Annotated in this window: 17 protein-coding genes; 5 read left to right on the forward strand and 12 right to left on the reverse strand. The window is 71.6% G+C overall.

Translation table 11 applies throughout. From position 1 onward, the window contains the following. On the reverse strand, positions 1 to 797 hold a 797-nt coding region (locus tag ACWCSV_RS21815), incomplete at its 3' end, for a phosphoenolpyruvate carboxylase (protein ID WP_451144625.1). 355 nt (positions 798 to 1,152) lie between these two features. On the opposite strand from ACWCSV_RS21815, the gene ACWCSV_RS21820 reads away from it, so the two are divergent. After that, positions 1,153 to 2,157 carry an acyl-CoA desaturase gene (locus ACWCSV_RS21820; RefSeq protein WP_451144627.1) on the forward strand — a complete coding sequence of 335 codons (1,005 nt, stop codon included), beginning with the start codon at positions 1,153 to 1,155 and terminating at the stop codon, positions 2,155 to 2,157. After that, complete coding sequence (locus tag ACWCSV_RS21825) at positions 2,154 to 2,840, forward strand: TetR/AcrR family transcriptional regulator (RefSeq protein ID WP_266707947.1); 687 nt, start codon at positions 2,154 to 2,156, stop codon at positions 2,838 to 2,840. Before ACWCSV_RS21820 ends, ACWCSV_RS21825 begins: the two co-directional genes overlap by 4 nt. A gap of 227 nt (positions 2,841 to 3,067) precedes the next feature. Here ACWCSV_RS21825 and ACWCSV_RS21830 read toward each other — a convergent pair whose 3' ends face one another. From ACWCSV_RS21830 to ACWCSV_RS21840, 3 genes are all read right to left on the reverse strand, one after another. Next, the gene (locus tag ACWCSV_RS21830) at positions 3,068 to 3,835 is read right to left on the reverse strand and encodes a hypothetical protein (protein WP_451144630.1); all 768 of its coding nucleotides are present in this window, start codon (positions 3,833 to 3,835) and stop codon (positions 3,068 to 3,070) included. A gap of 63 nt (positions 3,836 to 3,898) precedes the next feature. Beyond that, complete coding sequence (locus ACWCSV_RS21835; protein WP_451144632.1) at positions 3,899 to 4,276, reverse strand: VOC family protein; 378 nt, start codon at positions 4,274 to 4,276, stop codon at positions 3,899 to 3,901. Beyond that, positions 4,273 to 5,103, reverse strand: a complete 831-nt coding sequence (locus ACWCSV_RS21840; RefSeq protein WP_451144634.1) for a trans-aconitate 2-methyltransferase — start codon at positions 5,101 to 5,103, stop codon at positions 4,273 to 4,275. Before ACWCSV_RS21840 ends, ACWCSV_RS21835 begins: the two co-directional genes overlap by 4 nt. An 87-nt stretch (positions 5,104 to 5,190) precedes the next feature. Between ACWCSV_RS21840 and ACWCSV_RS21845 the strand changes: the two genes are divergently transcribed. After that, the gene (locus ACWCSV_RS21845) at positions 5,191 to 5,688 is read left to right on the forward strand and encodes a MarR family winged helix-turn-helix transcriptional regulator (RefSeq protein ID WP_451144638.1); all 498 of its coding nucleotides are present in this window, start codon (positions 5,191 to 5,193) and stop codon (positions 5,686 to 5,688) included. Here the strand turns inward: ACWCSV_RS21845 and ACWCSV_RS21850 are convergent. The 4 genes from ACWCSV_RS21850 to galT all read right to left on the reverse strand — a co-directional run bounded on the left by ACWCSV_RS21850 (position 5,647) and on the right by galT (position 10,141). Beyond that, the gene (locus tag ACWCSV_RS21850) at positions 5,647 to 6,417 is read right to left on the reverse strand and encodes a LuxR C-terminal-related transcriptional regulator (RefSeq protein WP_451144640.1); all 771 of its coding nucleotides are present in this window, start codon (positions 6,415 to 6,417) and stop codon (positions 5,647 to 5,649) included. The two genes, ACWCSV_RS21845 and ACWCSV_RS21850, sit on opposite strands and share 42 nt — an antisense overlap. Positions 6,418 to 6,909: 492 nt before the next feature. Further along, positions 6,910 to 8,121, reverse strand: coding sequence for a galactokinase (gene galK, locus ACWCSV_RS21855; protein ID WP_451144642.1), 1,212 nt, complete (start codon positions 8,119 to 8,121; stop codon positions 6,910 to 6,912). Further along, entirely contained in the window at positions 8,118 to 9,101 is a 984-nt protein-coding gene (gene galE / locus ACWCSV_RS21860; RefSeq protein ID WP_451144644.1) for a UDP-glucose 4-epimerase GalE, read from the reverse strand. The genes galK and galE overlap by 4 nt, the downstream gene beginning before the upstream one ends. Continuing rightward, positions 9,098 to 10,141, reverse strand: a complete 1,044-nt coding sequence (gene galT, locus ACWCSV_RS21865; RefSeq protein WP_451144646.1) for a galactose-1-phosphate uridylyltransferase — start codon at positions 10,139 to 10,141, stop codon at positions 9,098 to 9,100. Before galT ends, galE begins: the two co-directional genes overlap by 4 nt. Before the next feature lie 245 nt (positions 10,142 to 10,386). Here galT and ACWCSV_RS21870 point away from each other — a divergent pair, with 245 nt between their 5' ends. Next, positions 10,387 to 12,057: a sodium:solute symporter family protein gene (locus ACWCSV_RS21870; RefSeq protein WP_451144648.1), complete on the forward strand. Its 1,671-nt coding sequence runs from the start codon at positions 10,387 to 10,389 to the stop codon at positions 12,055 to 12,057. A 14-nt stretch (positions 12,058 to 12,071) separates the two neighbouring features. Further along, positions 12,072 to 12,368 (forward strand): hypothetical protein, encoded by a 297-nt coding sequence (locus tag ACWCSV_RS21875; RefSeq protein ID WP_390960190.1) that lies wholly within the window; start codon positions 12,072 to 12,074, stop codon positions 12,366 to 12,368. A 56-nt stretch (positions 12,369 to 12,424) separates the two neighbouring features. Here ACWCSV_RS21875 and ACWCSV_RS21880 read toward each other — a convergent pair whose 3' ends face one another. From ACWCSV_RS21880 to ACWCSV_RS21895, 4 genes are all read right to left on the reverse strand, one after another. Then, the gene (locus tag ACWCSV_RS21880; RefSeq protein WP_451144650.1) at positions 12,425 to 13,153 is read right to left on the reverse strand and encodes a response regulator transcription factor; all 729 of its coding nucleotides are present in this window, start codon (positions 13,151 to 13,153) and stop codon (positions 12,425 to 12,427) included. A 300-nt stretch (positions 13,154 to 13,453) separates the two neighbouring features. Further along, positions 13,454 to 15,382 carry an outer membrane protein assembly factor BamB family protein gene (locus tag ACWCSV_RS21885; RefSeq protein ID WP_451144652.1) on the reverse strand — a complete coding sequence of 643 codons (1,929 nt, stop codon included), beginning with the start codon at positions 15,380 to 15,382 and terminating at the stop codon, positions 13,454 to 13,456. Between the two features lie 82 nt (positions 15,383 to 15,464). After that, the gene (locus ACWCSV_RS21890; protein WP_451144654.1) at positions 15,465 to 17,495 is read right to left on the reverse strand and encodes an outer membrane protein assembly factor BamB family protein; all 2,031 of its coding nucleotides are present in this window, start codon (positions 17,493 to 17,495) and stop codon (positions 15,465 to 15,467) included. Positions 17,496 to 17,965: 470 nt separating this feature from the next. Further along, positions 17,966 to 19,786: an ABC-F family ATP-binding cassette domain-containing protein gene (locus ACWCSV_RS21895; RefSeq protein ID WP_451144656.1), complete on the reverse strand. Its 1,821-nt coding sequence runs from the start codon at positions 19,784 to 19,786 to the stop codon at positions 17,966 to 17,968. Positions 19,787 to 19,859: the final 73 nt, after the last annotated feature.

The raw sequence follows: 19,859 nt of genomic DNA on the forward strand, positions 1-19,859 counted from the left end.
TCGTGCTGGAGGATCAGCACCTCCCAGGTGACGGCGGGCGTCACGTTGGGGTTGCCGTCGCGGTCGCCGCCGATCCAGGTACCGAAGGTCAGCGGGCGGGTGCCCTCGGGCAGCGGTACGCCGACGCGCTCCAGCTCGGCGGAGAGGTCCTCCAGGACGTCGCCGACCGCGCCGGCGTGCAGCTCGTCCAGGTAGTAGATGGCGTTGCGGGCCTCGTCGGCCGGCTCCGGGCGGACGACGCGCAGCTCGTCCGTCTGCCAGATGAGGTCGATGTTCTCCGCGAGCCGCAGGTCGACGCGGCGGCGGTCGGCCTCGATGACCGGGGTCTCCAGCAGAGCCGCGATGCGGCGGAGCTTGTTCAGCACCGAGCGGCGGGCGGCCTCGGTGGGGTGGGCCGTGAACACGGGCCGCACGTTGAGGTTCTTGACCGTCTCGCGCAGGTGCTCGGGGTCGGCGTCCTTGAGACGGTCGGCGGTGCGGGCGAGGAGCCCGCCCTCCGCGGCGCGCCGGTCGCGCATCTCGTGGGCACGGTGCACCTGCTCGGTGACGTTGGCCAGGTGGAAGTAGGTGGAGAAGGCGCGGACGAGCTGCGCCGCGGTCTCCAGGTCCGTGTCGCCGAGGAGTTCGGCCGCAGCTTCGCCGTCCGTACGGGTGAGGGCGCGAACGCGTTCGACGAGTTCGAGGAGTTCCGGGCCCTCCTGGCGTACCAGGGTCTCGCCCAGCAGGTCGCCGAGGCGGCGGATATCGGCCCGCAGTTCGGGGCTGCTGGCGGCAGGGGTCTGGTCGGCACTGCTCACAGTGTGCGGCTCCTTGCAGTGGTAGAGCACGAATCCGGGGCCAACGGCCGCAGCGTGCTGTTGCCGCCCCCGGGACGAGCGGGGTGCGGACCGCGCTGTCCGACCCCTCCAGGATATGTGGCACCGGCGTCGGCGCGTCCGGTGGCCTCACAGGGTGGGACGGGGCGGGGCATTCGACGGCGGGAGCCGTACAGGCTTTACCCGTACGGGGGCACGAGATACCACGAACGGCGTCCGGAACGTGGTCTGGTGGTGTGGGCCGCGTCACTAAGTTACTTACGATCCCGTAGGTTACGGTCCCGTAGCCAAGGCCGATTCCGATTTGTTCTGTTCTCCTCACCCCCCGGGGGATCACATGACCATCAGCCCCGACCTGACCGACCAGCCGGACCCACCGGCGGGGTCGGTTCCCGCTCCTCTCCCCTCCGCCACGCTGGGCGGCGACAGCAAGCGTTCGATCGAGCAGATCGCGCTGCTCCTCTTCATCGTGGTGCCGTTCGCGGCCCTGGTGGCGGCGGTGCCGCTGACCTGGGGCCACGGCGTCAGCTGGCTCGATCTGGGGCTGATGGTGGCGATGTACTACATCGGCTGCCACGGCGTCACGATCGGCTTCCACCGCTACTTCACGCACGGCTCCTTCAAGGCGAAGCGTCCACTGCGCATCGCGCTCGCCGTCGCCGGCTCCCTCGCGGTGGAGGGCCCGCTGGTGCGGTGGGTCGCCGACCACCGCAAGCACCACCGGTTCTCCGACGCGGAGGGCGACCCCCACTCGCCGTGGCGCTTCGGCGAGACGCTGCCGGCCCTGATGAAGGGGCTGTGGTGGGCGCACATCGGGTGGATGTTCAACGAGGAGCAGACCCCGCAGCAGAAGTACGCCCCCGACCTGGTCAAGGACCCGGCCATGAGGGCGGTCTCGCGCCACTTCCTGACCTTCACGATCATCTCGCTGGGCATTCCGCCGCTGGTCGGCGGGCTGGTGACGATGTCGTGGTGGGGTGCGGCGACGGCGTTCTTCTGGGGCTCGCTGGTACGGGTGGCGCTGCTGCACCACGTCACCTGGGCGATCAACTCGATCTGCCACGCGGTCGGCAAGCGCCCCTTCAAGTCCCGCGACAGGTCGGGGAACGTGTGGTGGCTGGCGGTGCTGTCCTGCGGTGAGTCCTGGCACAACCTGCACCACGCCGACCCGACGAGTGCCCGGCACGGGGTCATGCGCGGCCAGATCGACTCCAGCGCCCGGCTGATCCGCTGGTTCGAACAGCTCGGCTGGGCCTACGACGTCCGCTGGCCGGACGCCGACCGCATCGAGTCGCGACGCAAGGAGTCCCGGCGCGAGGCCGTGCCCGCCGACGCGGCATGATGGGCACCGTGGCGACCGACGGCAGCACGAGCAGCGAGAAGAGCAGCCCTCCCCCCGCGCGCCGGACCCGGCGGGTCCGGATGACCGGGAAGGAGCGGCGCGAACAGCTGCTGGACATCGGTCGCACCCTCTTCGCCGACAAGGGGTTCGAAGGGACCTCGGTGGAGGAGATCGCGGCGCGCGCCGGGGTCTCCAAGCCGGTGGTGTACGAGCACTTCGGCGGCAAGGAGGGCCTGTACGCCGTCGTGGTCGACCGGGAGATGCGCCAGCTGCTGGACATGGTGACGGGCGCCCTGACCGCGGGGCACCCGCGTGAGCTGCTGGAACAGGCGGCGTTCGCGCTCCTCGACTACATCGAGACGTACACGGACGGCTTCCGCATCCTGGTCCGGGACTCCCCGGTCGCCCAGTCGACGGGCACGTTCGCCTCGCTGATCAGCGACATCGCCACGCAGGTGGAGGACATCCTGGGCATGGAGTTCAAGGCCAGGGGCTTCGACCAGAAGCTGGCCCCGCTCTACGCGCAGGCCCTGGTCGGCATGGTGGCCCTCACCGGCCAGTGGTGGCTCGACGTCCGCAAGCCCCGCAAGGCTGAGGTGGCGGCGCACCTGGTGAACCTGGCCTGGCACGGCCTGGAGAACCTGGAGTCGAAGCCCCGGCTGATAGGGCACCGCAAGAGCTGACGGTCGCCGCGGTGCGCGCACGTACGCGAAGGGGTCCCGCCACTCGGGTGGCGGGACCCCTTCGCCGTACCGGAAGGCGTTGCGGAAGCACGTACGGGGCGGCCGGCCGTGACGTCCCCGGTCGGGCGGCTGGCTTCTCCTCCCTGGCGCGCTCGGCGGTGCCGGCGTCGCAGGAGGTGACCTCGACGATCATGAGGACCTGGTCGGGGACTGCGCCGAAGCCCCCGTCAGCCGTGGTGCAGCCAGACGCGCAGCGGGCCCGTCGCCGTGAAGCCGTGGCGCAGGGCGGTGTCGAGGTCCTCGCCGTGTTCGTAGCCGACCACGGGCAGCCCGGGGAAGAGCCGGTGCGCCGCGTCGAGAGCCCCGGGCCAGGCGGTGTCGGCGCCGCCGCCCCGGGCGAAGACGTTGGAGAGGCCGAGGACGCCCCCGCCGAGGACGCCCCCACCCGGGACGCCGTCACCGGCAGCGCCCCCGCTGCGGCTCGCCACCGCGCCGGCCGTGATCCGGCCGTCCGTAGTGCGGGCGGCGAGCAGGAAGGTGTGCGGGTCGTCGAGGAGGGCCGGCCGGAAGAGGTCCGCGTCGCCCTCGCCGTCGTCCCAGGCCCGCGCCCAGGCGCGTACCGCGTCCGGGTCCTCGGCGACCTGCCAGGGCATGCCGGTGAAGGCGGCGGGCGGGCCGGCCGGGCGGTGGATCCACGCGGCCTCGAACAGCACCCGGAATCCGGCCGCCGTGAGGTCGAGGTCGGCGAAGCTGTCCTTGACGGTGGCGCCGGGTGCGGCGAGGTCGATGCCCCCGGCGACTTCGTCCGGGTCGGCGCCGGGGGCCAGGGTCACCGCGTCGGGGTAGTAGAGCGGCGTACGGGCCGGTGCCGTCCAGGCCTGCGCCCCGAACCGGCCCGGCACCCCGTGGGTGCGGCTCATCACCGCGCACCACTCGGCGTTGTTCCGGGCGGACAGGTGGACCAGCCGGGCCTGAGAGTGCTGCGTCGTCGTCACGGGTGCGCAGCCTGCACCGGGACGGCGCGGTTCGTCCAGGGGTTTTACCGGTCGGGGCGCTGGTCACCCGGCGTCGGGCTCCAGGAACTCCAGCCGGTTGCCCACCGGGTCCTCGCTGTAGAAGCGGCGGTGGCCCGGGAGCGTGTCGTCCCAGCGGACGGGTGCGCCCTGGGCGGCCAGGCGGTCGGCGAGGGCGTCGATCCCGGTGACGCGGAGCCCCGGGTGCGCCTTGGCGGCGGGGCGGAAGTCCCGCTCCACGCCGAGGTGGATACGGACCGGGGCGGCGTCCGGGCCGGTCCGGAACCAGCAGCCGCCCCGCGCGGCGAGCGCCGGGGGCTTCGGCTCCTCGGTCATGGAGAGGACACCCCCGTAGAAGGCGCGCAGCAGGTCCTCGGAGCCGGGAGGGGCGGCGAGCTGTACGTGGTCCAGTGCGGTGATCACGCGTCCCCCCGCCCCCCGCTGTCCGTGACACCCGCGACCCGGGCGACGGCGAAGATACGGCGGAACGGGAAGACCGTGCCGTGCGGGCCCTGCGGGTAGGCGGTGCGCAGCAGGTCCCGGTACTCGGTGAGGAAGGCGTCGAGGGCCTCGGGGTCGTCGGCGAGGGCGGCGAGGACCGGGCGCAGGCCGGTGCCCTTGACCCAGTCGAGTACCGGGTCGTCGCCGTGCAGGACCTGGAGGTACGTGGTCTCCCAGACGTCGACCGCCACGCACCCGGCGGCGGAGAGGCGGGCGTAGTAGGCGGCGGGCTCCAGGACGGCGTCCTCGTGGCGGAGCAGTCCGCCGAGGCGGCCGCGCCAGCGGGAGGACTCGGCGAGCTCGCGCATCAGGACGTGGCTGGGGGCGCCGAAGTTGCTGGGCACCTGGAAGGCGAGGGTGCCGCCGGGGGCGAGGCCGTCCAGCCACGCGGGGAAGCGCTCGGCGTGACCGGGGACCCACTGGAGCAGGGCGTTGGAGGCGATCAGGCCGTACGGCTCCGCGGGGGTCCACTCCAGGACGTCCGCCTCGGCGAAGTCGAGCGTGGCGGTGGCGTGGGTACGGGCCTGCTCCAGCATCTGCGGGGAGTTGTCGTAGCCGGTGATCCTGGCCCCGGGCCACCGGCCGGCGAGGAGGACGGTGACGTTCCCCGGGCCGCATCCGAGGTCGGCGATGCGGGGGCGGGGGCCGCCGGGGAGGTCACCCACCCGGGCGAGGAGGTCGAGGAAGGGGCGCACCCGGTGCTCCGCGTGGCGGAGATACTGGCCGGGGTCCCAGACGGATTCGCTCATGTCCTCAGCATCACCCCGGACTATCTTGACGTCAAGACACTTGAAACCAAGAGACTTCACATCGAGGGACCCTCTACACTGATCGACATGGAGGACGAGGTCGACCGTCTGGTCGCAGCATGGCGCCGCGAGCGCCCCGACCTCGACGTGGAACCACTAGAGGTCCTCAGCCGGGTGTCGCGCCTCGCGCGCCACCTCGACCGGGCCCGCCGCATCGCCTTCGCCGAGCACAGCCTGGAGCCCTGGGAGTTCGACGTCCTCACGTCGCTGCGCCGGGCCGGCGCCCCGTACCAGCTCTCCCCCGGCCAGCTGCTGACGCAGACCCTGGTCACCTCGGGCACGATGACCAACCGCATCGACCGGCTGACCAAGAAGAACCTGGTGGAACGTCTCCCCGACCCCAACGACCGGCGCGGGGTGCTGGTCCGGCTGACCGCCGAGGGGCGCGACAAGGCCGACCAGTCACTGGCCGGCCTGCTCGACCAGGAACGCGCCATCCTCGGCGAACTCTCCGCCCGCCAGCGCGGCGAACTCGCCGACCTGCTACGCCAGTTGACTGCCCCGTTCGACAACGTCCCCGGGTAGCGGCACCACTTCGGACGTCAGATCGACCGGACCCACGCCCGCCCTGCGGGCCAGCGCCACGGCCGCCAGCGTCGAATGCACCCCGAGCTTCCCCAGGACGTTCTGCATGTGGGTACGGACGGTGTGCGGCGAGAGGTAGAGCCGCTCCGCCACCGCCTTGCGCCCCAGCCCCGCGACCATGCAGCGCAGCACCTCCCGTTCGCGCGGGGTGAGCGACTCCACCAGCAGCTCGCTCTCGGTGCGGTGCTTGCGCGCGGCCGTCAACTCCCGCAGTACGCCGGTGAGCAGGGCCGGAGGCAGATGGGTCTCGCCGCGCAGCACCCCGCGGATGACCGCCAACAGGCGTTGCAGGGAGCAGTCCTTGGCAACCCACCCGGAGGCACCCGCCTGGAGCGCCGCCGCCGCACGGCGCGGGTCGTCCCGCTCGGCGAGGACCACCGTGCGGACGCCCGGCCGGGCATCGCGGACACCCGCGACGAGGGAGATCCCGTCGACCGGCCCCCCCTGCTGCGGGACCCCGCCCGCCGCGGGCGTGCCGCCCAGTTCCGCGTCGACCAGCATGACGTCGTAGGCACGGCCCTCGGTGGCGGCGCGGTCGAGGCAGCGCAACGCGGCCGGGCCGCTGCCCGCGGCGGCCACGTCCACGTCCGGCTCGGCGGCGAGCGCCGCGGCGAGCGATTCGGCAAAAATACGATGGTCGTCGACCACGAGAACCCGGATACGGGCCACGTCTACCCCCCAGTGGGACGGTCCCGGTCCGCCGTCCTGAGGCCGGACCCGGGTGGGAACACGTCGGGGCGGTCGTGGCGCCCGAGCCCCGCGACAGGAGAACCGTCCACGCGGCCCCGCCGCGCGCACCGAGCCGCCACCGTCTGCGCCCGGGTGCCGCACCGCCCGTCTCGGCCCCTGAACGGCACCGGCCCCCACCGGTGCTGCCCATCAGCGTACGGGCGTACGGGTGCCCGGGAAGCCGATTCGCGGAAGTGACCGTCCCCGGCGTTCAAGGGGTGCTTCCTGCCCCTTTCCAGGACGGAAGTGGACGAACGAGACCGCATTCTGTGCCACCGGACCGGGGGTGTGCACAGCCACCGGACCGGGGGGTGTGCACAGCCCCGGTCCGGGGCGGCGCGGAGTCGCCGGACACGGCAGAGCGCCGGGGCACCGGCCGTGGGGACGGCCGGGCCCGGCGCTCGTACACGCGGGTCGGGTGCGGGGCGGTCGTCAGACCAGGCGGCGCGCGCCCGCCGAGGGGACGGCGGCGAAGACGCCCGGGGTGGCGTGGCCGGCCGCCGCGAAGGCGTCGAGCACCGACTTGGTGACCGCCTCGGCGTCGGACTCCTCGACCAGCACGATCGCCGAGCCGCCGAAGCCGCCGCCGGTCATGCGGGCGCCGAGCGCCCCGGCCGCGTTCGCGGTGGCCACGGCGAGGTCCAGCTCCTCACAGGAGACCCGCAGGTCGTCGCGGAGCGAGGCGTGGCCCTCGGTGAGAACCGGGCCCGCCGCGCGGACGTCGCCGGCGTCGAGCAGCGCGATGACCTGCTCCACCCGGGCGTTGTCGCTGACCACGTGGCGTACGTAGCGGACGACGGACTCGTCGGCGCCGGCCGCCTCCAGGCGGGCGAGGGCGTCCGGGAGGCCCTCGTACGACTGCTCCCGCAGCTTGCCCAGCCCGAGCAGGCGGGCACCCTCCTCGCAGCCGGCCCGGCGCTCGGCGTAGGCGCCGTCGCCCAGCGCGTGCTTGACGCGGGTATCGACGACCAGCAGCCGCAGCCCGTGCGCGGCCAGGTCGAAGGGCACCTGGCGCACGGCGAGGTCGCGGGTGTCCAGGTGGAGGGCGTGGCCGTCGGTGCAGCAGGCGGACGCCATCTGGTCCATGACACCGCAGGGCACGCCGACGAAGTCGTTCTCGGCGGCCTGGCCGAGGACGGCCAGCTCCGCGGCGGTCAGGCCGAGCCCGAAGAGGTCGTTCAGGGCCAGCGCGACGACCACTTCGAGGGCGGCGGACGAGGAGAGCCCGGCACCGGTCGGCACGGTGGAGGTGACCTGGATGTCCGCGCCGGTGATCTCGTGCCCGGCCCGGCGCAGCGCCCAGACGACACCCGCCGGGTACGCGGCCCAGCCGTGGCCCTCGTTGGGGGTCAGGCCGTCGACGGCGAGCTGCACGATGCCGCCGGGTACGTCGGTGGAGTGCAGCCGCAGCTGGCCGTCGGTGCGCCGGGCGACGGCGGCACGCGCGGTGTGCGGGAGGGCGAGCGGCATGACGAAGCCGTCGTTGAAGTCGGTGTACTCGCCTATGAGGTTGACGCGCCCGGGGGCGGCCCAGACCCCTTCGGGCTCGGTGCCGTACAGCGCGCGGAAGGAGGCGGTGAACTCGTCCTGGCCCAGCGGTCCGGTGGTCGCGACGGCCTCGGCGGCAGCGGTGTTCTCGGTCATGATGCGGGGGTCTCCTCTCGGCGGGCGAACGCCCAGGCGTCCGCGACGATACCGGCCAGGCCGGAGCGGCTCGGCGTCCAGCCCAGGCGCTCGCGGGCGGTGGCGGCGGAGGCGACGAGGACGGCCGGGTCGCCGGCGCGGCGCGGGGCGGCGGTCTCCGGGATCGGGTGGCCGGTGACCTCGCGGACGGTCTCGATGACCTGGCGGACCGAGAAGCCGTTGCCGTTGCCCAGGTTGCAGATGAGGTGCTCGCCGGAGGTGGCGGCGCCCAGCGCGAGGAGGTGGGCCTCGGCGAGGTCGGCGACGTGGATGTAGTCGCGGACGCAGGTGCCGTCGGGGGTGGGGTAGTCGTCGCCGTAGACGTTGATCGACTCGCGCTCGCCGAGGGCGACCTGGAGGACCAGCGGGATGAGGTGGGACTCGGGGTCGTGACGCTCCCCGGTGTTCCCGTACGCGCCGGCCACGTTGAAGTAGCGCAGCGATACGGCGGCCAGCCCGTGGGCGGCGGCCTCGCCGGTGATCATGTGGTCGACGGCGAGCTTGGTCGCGCCGTACGGGTTGGTGGGGGCGGTCGGGTCGGTCTCCGTGATGGGGCTGGAGACCGGCTCGCCGTAGGTGGCGGCGGTGGAGGAGAAGACGAGGGTGCGCACCCCGGCGTCGCGCATCGCGGCGAGCAGCGCGGTGGTGCCGCCGACGTTGTTGAGCCAGTACTTCTCCGGGTTCACGACGGACTCGCCGACCTGGGAGAACGCGGCGAAGTGCAGGACGGCGTCGTAGGAGGGGTCGAGCCACTTCGCGGCGTCCTGGATGCGGCCCTCGATGAACTCGGCGCCCTGCGGGACGCCCTCCCGGAAGCCCGTGGAGAGGTCGTCGAGCACGGTGACGGTGTGCCCGGCCTCCAGCAGGTGGGTGGCGACCACACTGCCCACGTAACCCGCGCCACCGGTCACCAGGTACTTCTTCGGGGTGCTGCTGCTCACTTGCTCGCTACCTCTCGCAGTCGCTCGGCCGCGGTCTCCGGCGGCACGTCGTTGATGAACGCTCCCATGCCGGACTCCGATCCGGCGAGGAACTTCAGCTTGCCGGGAGTGCGACGGATGGTGAACAGCTCCAGGTGGAGGGCGAGCTCCTCGCGCCCGGGGGCCCGGAACGGCGCCTGGTGCCAGGCGGCGATGTACGGGGTGGGGGGCGCGTCGGGGCCGAAGATCCGGTCGAAGCGCCGCAGGAGCTCCAGGTACATCTGCGGGAACTCCGCGCGGGCGGCGTCGTCCAGCTCGCGGAAGTCGGCGACGCGGGTGCGCGGATAGAGGTGGACCTCGTACGGCCAGTGCGCGGCGTACGGGACGAACGCCACCCAGTGCTCGCCGGTGAGGACGATCCGGTCGCCCTCGGCGATCTCGCGGGCGAGGACGTCCTCGAAGAGGTTCCGTCCGGTCTCCTCGCGGTGGGCGACGGCCGAACGCAACATCAGTTCGGTTCGAGGCGTCACGAAGGGGTAGCCGTAGATCTGGCCATGGGGGTGACCCAGCGTCACACCGATCTCGGCGCCCCGGTTCTCGAAGCAGAAGACCTGTTCGACCTGATCGAGCCCGGCGAGGGCGGCGGTGCGGTCGGTCCAGGCCTCCAGCACGAGGGCGGCCTGCTCATCGGCGAGATCGGCGAAGGAGGAGTTGTGGTCGGAGGTGAAGCAGACGACCTCGCAGCGGCCGGAGTCCCCGGCGAGCGAGGGGAAGCGGTTCTCGAAGACGACGGCTTCGTACGTGTCGTCGGGGATCTCGCTGAGCCGCCCGTCCCGTGAGGGGCAGAGCGGGCACTCGTCGGCCGGCGGGTGGTAGGTGCGGCCCTGGCGGTGGGAGGCGATGGCGACCGCGTCGCCCAGGACCGGGTCGCGCCGGATCTCGGACGAGGTGGCGACGGAGCCGAGCGGCCTGCGGTCGACCGCATCGCGTACGACGTCATCGGCGGAGTCGTAATAGATCAGTTCCCGACCGTCGGCGAGGGTCGTTGCCGTCTTCTTCACCAGGTTCCTCCAAACATAACTAAACATAATTAACCACAACCAAACAGGAGCGTCAATGACGTAACTCTTTGTAGACACGCCGTTTCTCTGTGTGCGATTAAGTGGAGACCTGGTTCCTTACATCGGGTCAATTCGCCCCTCTGCATCACGATCAAACAAAGAACACCAGTTGGTTTGTTCAGTTATTGAATGCATGGGCGTAAGTTTCATCAGGTTCAGTTCGCGCAACGAAGCGAGTACCCCCCATGAACTATCTGGCTGAAGGGCTCCGGCTCCCCACGAACGGCCTCGATTACACAATCCTGGCCATCTACTTCGTCGTGGTCCTCGGCATCGGCTTCGCGGCCCGCGCCAGTGTGAAGACCAGCCTCGACTTCTTCCTCTCCGGCCGCTCCCTGCCCGCCTGGGTCACCGGTCTGGCCTTCGTGGCCGCCAACCTCGGCGCCACGGAGATCCTCGGCATGGCGGCGACCGGCGCGCAGTACGGCGTCTCGGTCGTCCACTGGTACTGGATCGGCGCCATCCCCGCCATGGTCTTCCTCGGCCTGGTGATGATGCCGTTCTACTACCGCTCGAAGGTCCGGTCCGTCCCGGAGTTCCTGCTCCAGCGGTTCGACAAGTCGGCCCACCTGCTGAGCTCCGCCCTGTTCGCGTTCGCCGCCATCCTGATAGCCGGCGTCAACCTCTACGCGCTCTCGATCGTCGTGGAGGCGCTGCTGGGCTGGCCGCAGTGGGTCGCGATCACCGTCGCGGGCATCTTCGTCCTGCTGTACATCACCATCGGCGGACTCTCCTCGGCGATCTACAACGAGGTGCTCCAGTTCTTCGTCATCCTCGCCGCGCTCATACCGCTCACCATCCTGGGCCTCAAGCGCGTCGGCGGCTGGGACGGCCTGTCCGACTCCCTGACGAAGTCCCACGGGTCTTCGTTCATGTCCGCCTGGAGCGGTACGGGCATCGGTGACAGCAACGCCCTCGGTGCCAACTGGCTGACGATCATCCTCGGCCTCGGCTTCGTGCTCTCCTTCGGCTACTGGACGACCAACTTCGCCGAGGTGCAGCGCGCCCTGTCCGCGAAGAACCTCTCGGCCGCGCAGCGCACCCCGCTCATCGCCGCGTTCCCGAAGATCTTCATCGTCTTCCTGGTGATGATCCCGGGCATGGTCGCCGCCGTCGTCGTCCCGAACATCGGAACCGACCGCTCGGACCTGACGTACAACGACGCCATCCCGCTGCTGATGCGCGAACTGCTCCCGAACGGTGTCCTCGGCATCGCGGTGACCGGTCTGCTCGCCGCGTTCATGGCCGGTATGGCCGCCAACGTCTCCTCGTTCAACACGGTGTTCACCACGGACATCTACGCGCGCTACATCCGCAAGGACGCGCCGGACGCGCACTACCTGCGCTTCGGCCGCGGCGTCACCGCCGTCGGCGTGCTGGCCTCGATCGGCACGGCGTTCATCGCGTCGAGCTTCTCGAACATCATGAGCTACCTGCAGACGCTCTTCTCGTTCTTCAACGTCCCGATGTTCGTCGTCTTCATCATCGGCATGTTCTGGAAGCGCGCGTCGATGAAGTCCGGCGTCTGGGGCCTCGTCGCGGGCACCACCGCCGCGATGGTCAACTACTTCGTCTTCTACAAGCAGGGGATCATCGACATCCCGACCGACCAGGGCGCGAACTTCGTCTCCGCCATCGTCGGCTTCGTCGCCGGCGCGGTGGTCATGGTCGTCGTCACCCTGTTCACGGCCCCCAAGCCGGAAGCCGAACTGGCCGGTCTGGTCTACGGCACCGAGTCCCCGGACGCCCCCGAGGTGCCCGAGGAGTCCGACTCCGCGTGGTACCGCAAGCCGGCCCTGCTGGGCTGGGGCGCCATCGTGATCGCCGCCGCCTGTTACATCCCCTACTCGTTCTGATCGGAGGAACCACCATGTCCGAGCTGCACAAGGAAGTCTCCGACCTGGAGAGCAAGTCCGCCACGGCGGCACGCCTCTTCGACATCAGGCGGATCATCGGCGGTCTCTTCGTGGTCTACGGAGTCATCGTCACCATCGCGGGCATCAGCCCGTCCGACGCCGACCTCAAGAAGGCCCAGGGCGTCAACATCAACCTGTGGACCGGCCTCGCGATGCTCGTCCTCGGACTGCTGTTCCTGGTCTGGATGTGGCTGCGCCCGACGCAGGCTCCGGTCGAACCGATCGAGCCGGGCGGCCCCGCCGGTCACTGACCGGACGCACCGCACCTCCCCCCACGGCCACCACAGGGGCCGGACCCGCCCGCAGCTCAGGGTGTGTCCGGCCCCTGCGGCATGTCGTACCCGGGTTCGCGCGCCGCGCTCATCGCCGTGTGGACGGCCGCCCGGTCCAGCAGCCCCGTACGGGCCGCGAGCGCGGCGGCCTCCAGCCGGGAACCGACACCGAGCTTCATCAGGACCCGCTGGACGTGGGTGCGGGCGGTGCTCGGCGCGATCCGCATCCCGGCGGCGATCAGCCGGGTGCCCTCACCCTCGGCGACGCGCACCAGCACCTCGGCCTCACGGGGCGTCAGCAGCCGCAGCAGCCGCTGGCCCTCGTCGTCGGGTTTCTCCACCGGGTTCAGCAGCTCGGCGAAGGCGCCCCTGAGCAGGGCGGGCGCCACCGACGCCTCACCGGCCCTGGCCTTCATCATGGCCCGCTCCACGCCCTCGATGCGTTCGTCGTGCCGGACGTATCCGGCCGCCCCGGCCGCGAAGGCCGCCGCGATCCCCCGGGGGCTGGGCACCGGGCCCAGCACCACCACCGCCACCTGCGGGCGCTCCCTGCCGATCCGCGCGATCGGGTCGAAGGCGCCCGGCGCGGCGGGCGAGGCCGTCCCGAAGAGGCAGACCTCCGGGGCCCGGGCTATGACGAGATCGGCGGCGCCCGAGGTCGGCGCCGTGGCCGCGAGCACGCGGTGCCCCCGGAGCTTGAGTGCCGAGGCCAGCGCCTCGGCCAGCAGGCGGTGGTCGTCGACCACCATGAGCCGCACGCTCATCGCGCAGATACCCCCAGTACCGCCGTGAACCGCCGTGCGCATCTGTGCCACGACCGTCGGCCCCCCGGCCTAGACCCGGCAAGCTACACGCTTGTTCGACGCCGTGGCGCCCATACGTGGCAGAAGCCCCCCAGAAGGCCGATTTCTTCCGCTTCGGACGTCACAGAGTTGACGGAAAACGATCGGCCCCGCCGGTCTTCTTCCGACCGGCGGGGCCGTCCTGCGGGGTGCCCCGGGCACGGGGCGGGTGGTGTCCGGCCGGCCGGTGGCGGTCGGCCGGTGGCGGTCGGCCGGTGGCGGTCAGCCGGTGGTGAACGCCATGGCGAGGAGCCGGTCGTCGTCGTCCGCCCCGCTCGATTCGCTGAGCATGTCCGGCGACAGGAAGAGCCGGCCCTGCTCGTACAGGAACTCCCCCCGGTCGTAGCCGAAGTACGTCTCCGCGTCCCGGATCTTCTCGGTGCTGGGGTTCTCCATCAGCACCGTCTCCTTCAGGGTCGCGCCGTCGAGCGAGACGACCTGGCCGCCCTTGTCGTACGGGGGCACCTTGTACGCGATGACGTTGGTGCCGTCCATCCGGAGCGGGATCATGCTGTACCGCTCGCCCGCGTCGGCGCGGGCGCCGAGCAGCTTGCCGGTGGTGAGGTCGAACGCGACGATCTCGTTGGTGTCGCCGTACTCGGCGGTGCCCTCGTGGGACTCGGTGGGCACGTACAGCCGGTTGTTGCCGACCGTCATGCCGACGCACCGCTCCACCTCGGTGGAACCGCACTCCCCCGCGTACCGCTCGGCGTCGGCGGAGATCCGGACGATCAGCTTGCCGGTCCCGGAGTCGATGGAGAAGTAGTCCGAGATGCTGGAGCCGTCACCGGCCGTGTCGCCGATGTCGGCCGCGACGACCAGCGGCTTGGTGGAGACGACCGCCGCGTACTCGACGCCCGGCGGCATGTCGTACGAGGAGACCGGGGCGCCCGTCTTCGCGTCCAGCGTCTGGATGGAGAGCTTCGGGTCGTCGTACGAACCGCACTTGCGGACGGTGACGAGCGCCTCGCCACCGCCGTAGCCGGTGTCGTAGCAGTCGTCGGTGGAGATCTTCGGGGCCCAGAGCTGGGCCCCGGTGGTGATGTCGAAGGCGGCGCCGCCCTGGGTGCCCGCCGCGGCGACCGTCGTCCCGCTGACCGTCACCTCGCTGAACCGCACCGGCTCGTCGCCGTTGGAGGCGGCGGTGACCGACTTCGACCAGAGCATCTTGCCGGTGTTCAGGTCGAGCGCGCCGAGCTTGTTGCAGGAGGGGTACTTGTCCGCCGAGGTCGGCTTGCCCTCCTCGAAGACGATCGCGGTCTTGTAGTCCTCGGTCATGTGCCGGGAGGCGGCGCAGACCTGCCCGGCCGTCGGGACCGACCAGAGCTTGGTGCCCTTCTCCAGGTCGTATCCGGCGACCTCGTACACCCCGGTCTTCACGTACACCTTGTCCGTGACCCAGGAGCCGTAGACGGTCGTGACGTCGGAGACCTTCGGCTTCGGGATCTGGAAGGCGACGTGCGACTTGGTGGAGGCCGGCACCTTCTCGGTTCCTCCGGCGAGACCGCCGCCGTCCCCCTTGTCACCGGCGCCGCCGTCACCGCCGGTGGGCCCCGCGGTGGAGACCTTCGGGTCCCCGCCGTCGCCGGACGCCGAGTAGACGATCCCGGCGCCGATGATCAGCACCACGGCGAGCGCCGCCCCGACGATGATCTTCATCTGGGCGGAGAGCTTCTTCCCCCCGCCGGAGCCCTGGGGCGGCTGCGGCTGCGCGTACTGCGGCTGCGTCGGGTAGCCGTACCCCGGCTGCCCGGGACCTGGCTGGCCGAAGTAGCCGGGCTGGCCGGGCTGCGAGGAGGTCGGCGTCTGCGGGTAGCCGTACCCGGGCTGCGGCTGCGGCGGCCCCTGCGGATAGCCGTACCCGGGCTGCGGCTGCGGGTACCCGTACGCGGGCCCGGCCGGACCCGGCGGCGGCTGGGGGGCCTGCGGCGGCGGGGGCTGGTTCGGCTGGGGCGCCTGGGGCTGAGGAGCCTGAGGCTGGGTCTGCGGCGGCTGGGGGGCCTGGGGCTGAGGTGCTTGCGGCGGTGGGGGCTTTCCGTACGGGGACGGCGGCGGTGCGCCGAATCCGCCGGGCGGCGGGTCCTGCGGGGCGCCGAAGCCGCCCTTCGGCGGTTCGCCGGGCTGCTGCGGGGGCGGGGGCGGCTGGGTCATCTCGTACGTACCTCGGGGGAAGAGTGAGGGGAAGGGTGGTCTGAGCGGGGGAAACCGGGCGGGCGGCCCGGGGGCGGCGGTGTCACTTGCCGAACGCGATCATCGCCGTCTCACGGTCGTCGCCCCTGTTGTTGGCCTCGGTGAGCTGATCGGCGACGATGAGGGAACGTCCGTCCAGCCAGAGGAACTTGCCGTCGAAGATGCCTTCCTCGACGAGCGCCGTGGACGCCGGGTGCTGGAGCAGGATCCTGGGGGTTCCGCCGGTCGGAGCGACGGAGGCGATGGCGCCGCCGTTCTCGTAGGTGGCCTCCAGGTGGACGATCAGGTTGCCGCCGTCCATCCGCATCGGCTCCATGAGCCGGCCCTCCGGAGCGGCCGCCTTCCACTTGGTCCTGCCGGAGTCGAGGTCGAAGGCGACCACCGAGTTGGTGCGGTCCGTGGCGCTGGGGGCCTCGGTCGCCATGTAGAAGGTGTTCGCGTCCGCCACGACGCCCGTGCAGGTGTCCAGGGACTTGCCGAAGATCTCCAGCGTGCCGCCGCAGTTCGGGGCGAACTTGTCCGCCGCGTCACCCGACAGCGTGGAGCGGAGCGTGCCGTTGTCCTTGAGGGCGATGACGCCCCACGACTTCTTCTTCTCGTTGGTCAGCGCCACGACGAGCGGGTCGACCGAGTACACCCGGTCGACCTCCCAGCCGCGTTCGGGCTGGTACGTCCACCGGGCCTTGCCGGTGTCCGGGTCGAGCTGCTGGATCTGCTGCTGCGGGTTCTCCGGGTCGCCCGTGCTGCAGTTGAGGGCGGCGATGAGCTTCGGGCCGCCCGCGTAGGCGACGGGCTGGCATTTGCCGGACGGCTTGCCGAACAGCTCCTTGCCGTCGCTGACCCGGAACGCGTCGGTGCCGCCGGAGCGGCCGACCGTCACGGTGTCACCGCTGATCGCCAGGCTGATCTCGGTCAGCATGTCCCAGATGCCGCTCTGCTTGATCGTCTTCTTCCAGCCGGCCTTGCCCGCGGCGAGGTCGATCTGCTGGATCTCGGCGCAGTCGGCCCGGTCACCGGTGCCGTCCATCAGGCCCAGCACGACCTTGCCGTCCGCGGTGGCGTTGACGGGCGCGGCGCAGATGTCGGTGGAGAAGTTCACCGACCACTTCTCCTCGCCGCTGTCCAGCGAGTAACCGGAGATGCCCCGGTAGGCGGCCTTGACCAGGGTGTCACCGACGATCCAGGGGCCGTGGACCCTGGCGCCGCCGGCGTGCGGCAGCTTCAGGTCGTTGTCCTTCATCCAGAGGATCTTCGCCTCGCCCTTCTGGCGGCCGGCGTTGAGGTTGTCGTCCGTGTCGCGGCCCTCGTCGTTCCCGTCCGCCGAGCCCGAGCCCGAGGCACTGGGCCCGGCGCCGCCCTTCCCGTCCGAACTCTTCTGGGCGGCCGGCTTCCCGCCGTCTTCGTCCCCGCTCACGGCGAAGCCCACGCCGACCGCGGCCACGACCACCACCGCGACGGCCGCGGCGACGATCACCCCGGTCCGGCCGCGGAAGAACCCGCGCCCGGAGGAGGGGCCGGGGGCGACGGGCGGGGGCCCGGGCGGCGCCGGGTGACCCGGGTGCCCCTGCTGCCCGTACGGACCGGGCTGCGGTGCGCCGTACGGTCCCGGCTGCTGACCGTACGGACCGGGACCGGCCTGCGGCTGACCGTACGGACCGGGGGGCTGCTGACCGTACGGACCCGGCGCCTGCTGACCGTACGGACCCGGCGCCTGCTGACCGTACGGACCGGGCTGCGGCGGACCGTACGGACCCGGCTGCGGCTGCTCGCCGTACGGGCCCGGCTGCGGCGCGCCGTACGGGCCGGGGGCCTGCGGGTAGCCGTACCCGGGTGCGCCGGGGCCGGGGGGCTGCTGACCGTACGGGCCGGGGGCCTGCGGGTAGCCGTAGGCCGGGGCGCCGGGGGCCGGGGGCTGTGCGGGGGGCGTCGGCGGGGCCGCCGGGGGCGGGGGCGGCGTACCGGGGGGCTGGGTCCCGGGCTGCTGGGCGGCGGGCTGCCGAGGAGCCCCGTGCGGGGGCTCCTGCGGAGTCCCCGAGCCCCCCTGCGGCGGTTGCTGGCTGGGCGGCTGGGTCATCAGCACGTCCCCCTTCGTGCGGTTCCGGTGCCCGTTCCGGCCTCCCCCGCTATCCCTCGGGGACGGACGACGTCGTGCGACGTACGTCCTGAACTCCCCCGGAATGGAGCGGAACGGGCATGGCTACCGCGGCGTCGCGACAGTCTGGCGGGGCTTCTTTGTACCACCCGCACCAGCACGCACACCGGATCGGTCCGCCCCCTGTTCCCAAGGGAGAACCGGTCCGTGATGCCGCCGTTACGCGCCTGCGGAATGGCGCCCCGCCAGCCCCGCCAACTCTCCTCCGGGCAGGACGAGTTCCCACGCACCCGATCCGGGACGACCGGAATTCCCCGCTTTGCGCGGTTGGTTGCCCCGTACAGAGCGGAACGGGCCCGAGCGGACCGGCCGGTGTGCGGCCGGGTCCACCCGGGCCCGTTCAGGTGCGCACGGATCCGTGCGGGCCCCGTACGGATCCGTGCGGGCAGTGCTTACGCGTCCTCGGCCAGCTCCAGCCAGCGCATCTCCAACTCGTCGCGCTCGGTGACCAGTTCACGCAGCTCGGCGTCGAGCTTGGCGACCTTCCCGAAGTCCGTGGCGTTCTCCGCGATCTGGGCGTGCAGCTTGGTCTCGCGGTCGGAGAGCTTGCCGAGCTGCCGCTCGACCTTCTGCAACTCCTTCTTCGCCGCCCGCGATTCCTGCGCCGAGACGGCGTTGGACGCCGGTGCGGACTCCTTGACCCCGGCGCTGGGGGCGGCGGACGGGGTGGCCGTCTCCTCCATCCGCCGGCGGCGCTCGATGTACTCGTCGATGCCGCGCGGCAGCATCCGCAGGGCCCGGTCGCCGAGGAGCGCCATCACCTTGTCGGTGGTGCGCTCGATGAAGAACCGGTCGTGGGAGATCACGATCATCGAGCCGGGCCAGCCGTCGAGGAGGTCCTCCAGCTGCGTGAGGGTCTCGATGTCGAGGTCGTTGGTGGGCTCGTCGAGGAAGAGGACGTTCGGCTCGTCCATCAGCAGACGCAGGATCTGGAGCCGGCGCCGCTCGCCACCGGAGAGGTCGCCGACCGGCGTCCACTGCTTCTCCTTGGTGAAGCCGAACTGCTCGCACAGCTGCCCCGCCGTCATCTCGCGGCCCTTGCCGAGGTCCACCCGGTCGCGGATCTGCTGCACGGCCTCCAGCACCCGGAGGGTGGGCTTGAGCTCGTGCACCTCCTGGGAGAGGTAGGCGAGCCGGACGGTCTTGCCGACGATGATCTTCCCGCCGGCCGGCTGGACGTCGCCCTGGCTGCGGCACGCCTCGGCGAGCGAGCGCAGCAGCGAGGTCTTGCCCGCGCCGTTCACGCCGACGAGACCGACGCGGTCGCCGGGACCGAGCTGCCAGGTGAGGTGCTCCAGCAGCGTCTTGGGGCCGGCCTGGACGGTCACGTCCTCCAGGTCGAAGACGGTCTTGCCGAGGCGCGCGTTGGCGAACTTCATCAGCTCGCTGGTGTCGCGCGGCGGCGGCACGTCGGCGATCAGCTCGTTGGCGGCCTCGATGCGATAGCGCGGCTTGGAGGTACGGGCGGGGGCACCGCGCCGCAGCCAGGCCAGCTCCTTGCGCATGAGGTTCTGCCGCTTGGACTCCTCGGTCGCGGCGATCCGCTCACGCTCGGCGCGGGCGAAGACGTAGTCGCTGTAGCCGCCCTCGTACTCGTGGACGGTGCCGCGCTGGACGTCCCACATGCGGGTGCAGACCTGGTCGAGGAACCACCGGTCGTGGGTCACGCAGACGAGCGCGGAACGGCGGGCCCGCAGGTGTCCGGCGAGCCAGGAGATGCCCTCGACGTCGAGGTGGTTGGTGGGCTCGTCGAGGACGATCAGGTCCTGGTCCGCGATGAGCAGTTTGGCGAGCGCGATACGGCGGCGCTCACCACCGGAGAGCGGGGCGATGACGGTGTCCAGGCCGTGCTCGAAGCCCGGCAGCGCGAGACCGCCGAAGAGCCCGGTCAGCACGTCGCGGATCTTGGCGCTGCCCGCCCACTCGTGGTCGGCGAGGTCACCGATCACCTCGTGCCGGATCGTCGCCTTCGGGTCGAGGGAGTCGTGCTGGGTGAGGACGCCGAGACGCAGACCGCCGAGGTGGGTGACGCGTCCGCCGTCCGCCTCCTCCAGCTTGGCGAGCATCCGGATGAGGGTCGTCTTGCCGTCGCCGTTGCGGCCGACGACACCGATCCGGTCTCCCTCCGAGACTCCGAGAGACACACCGTCGAGCAGCGCACGGGTGCCGTACACCTTGCTGACCTGCTCGACATTGACCAGATTGACGGCCATTTCACTCCTGCCCAGGGGATGGATCGACTTCCCAGGGTAGTCGCCGCGCGGATGCGGTAGCGTGCGGCGATCT

The sequence above is a fragment of the Streptomyces sp. NPDC001770 genome, assembly GCF_053596135.1.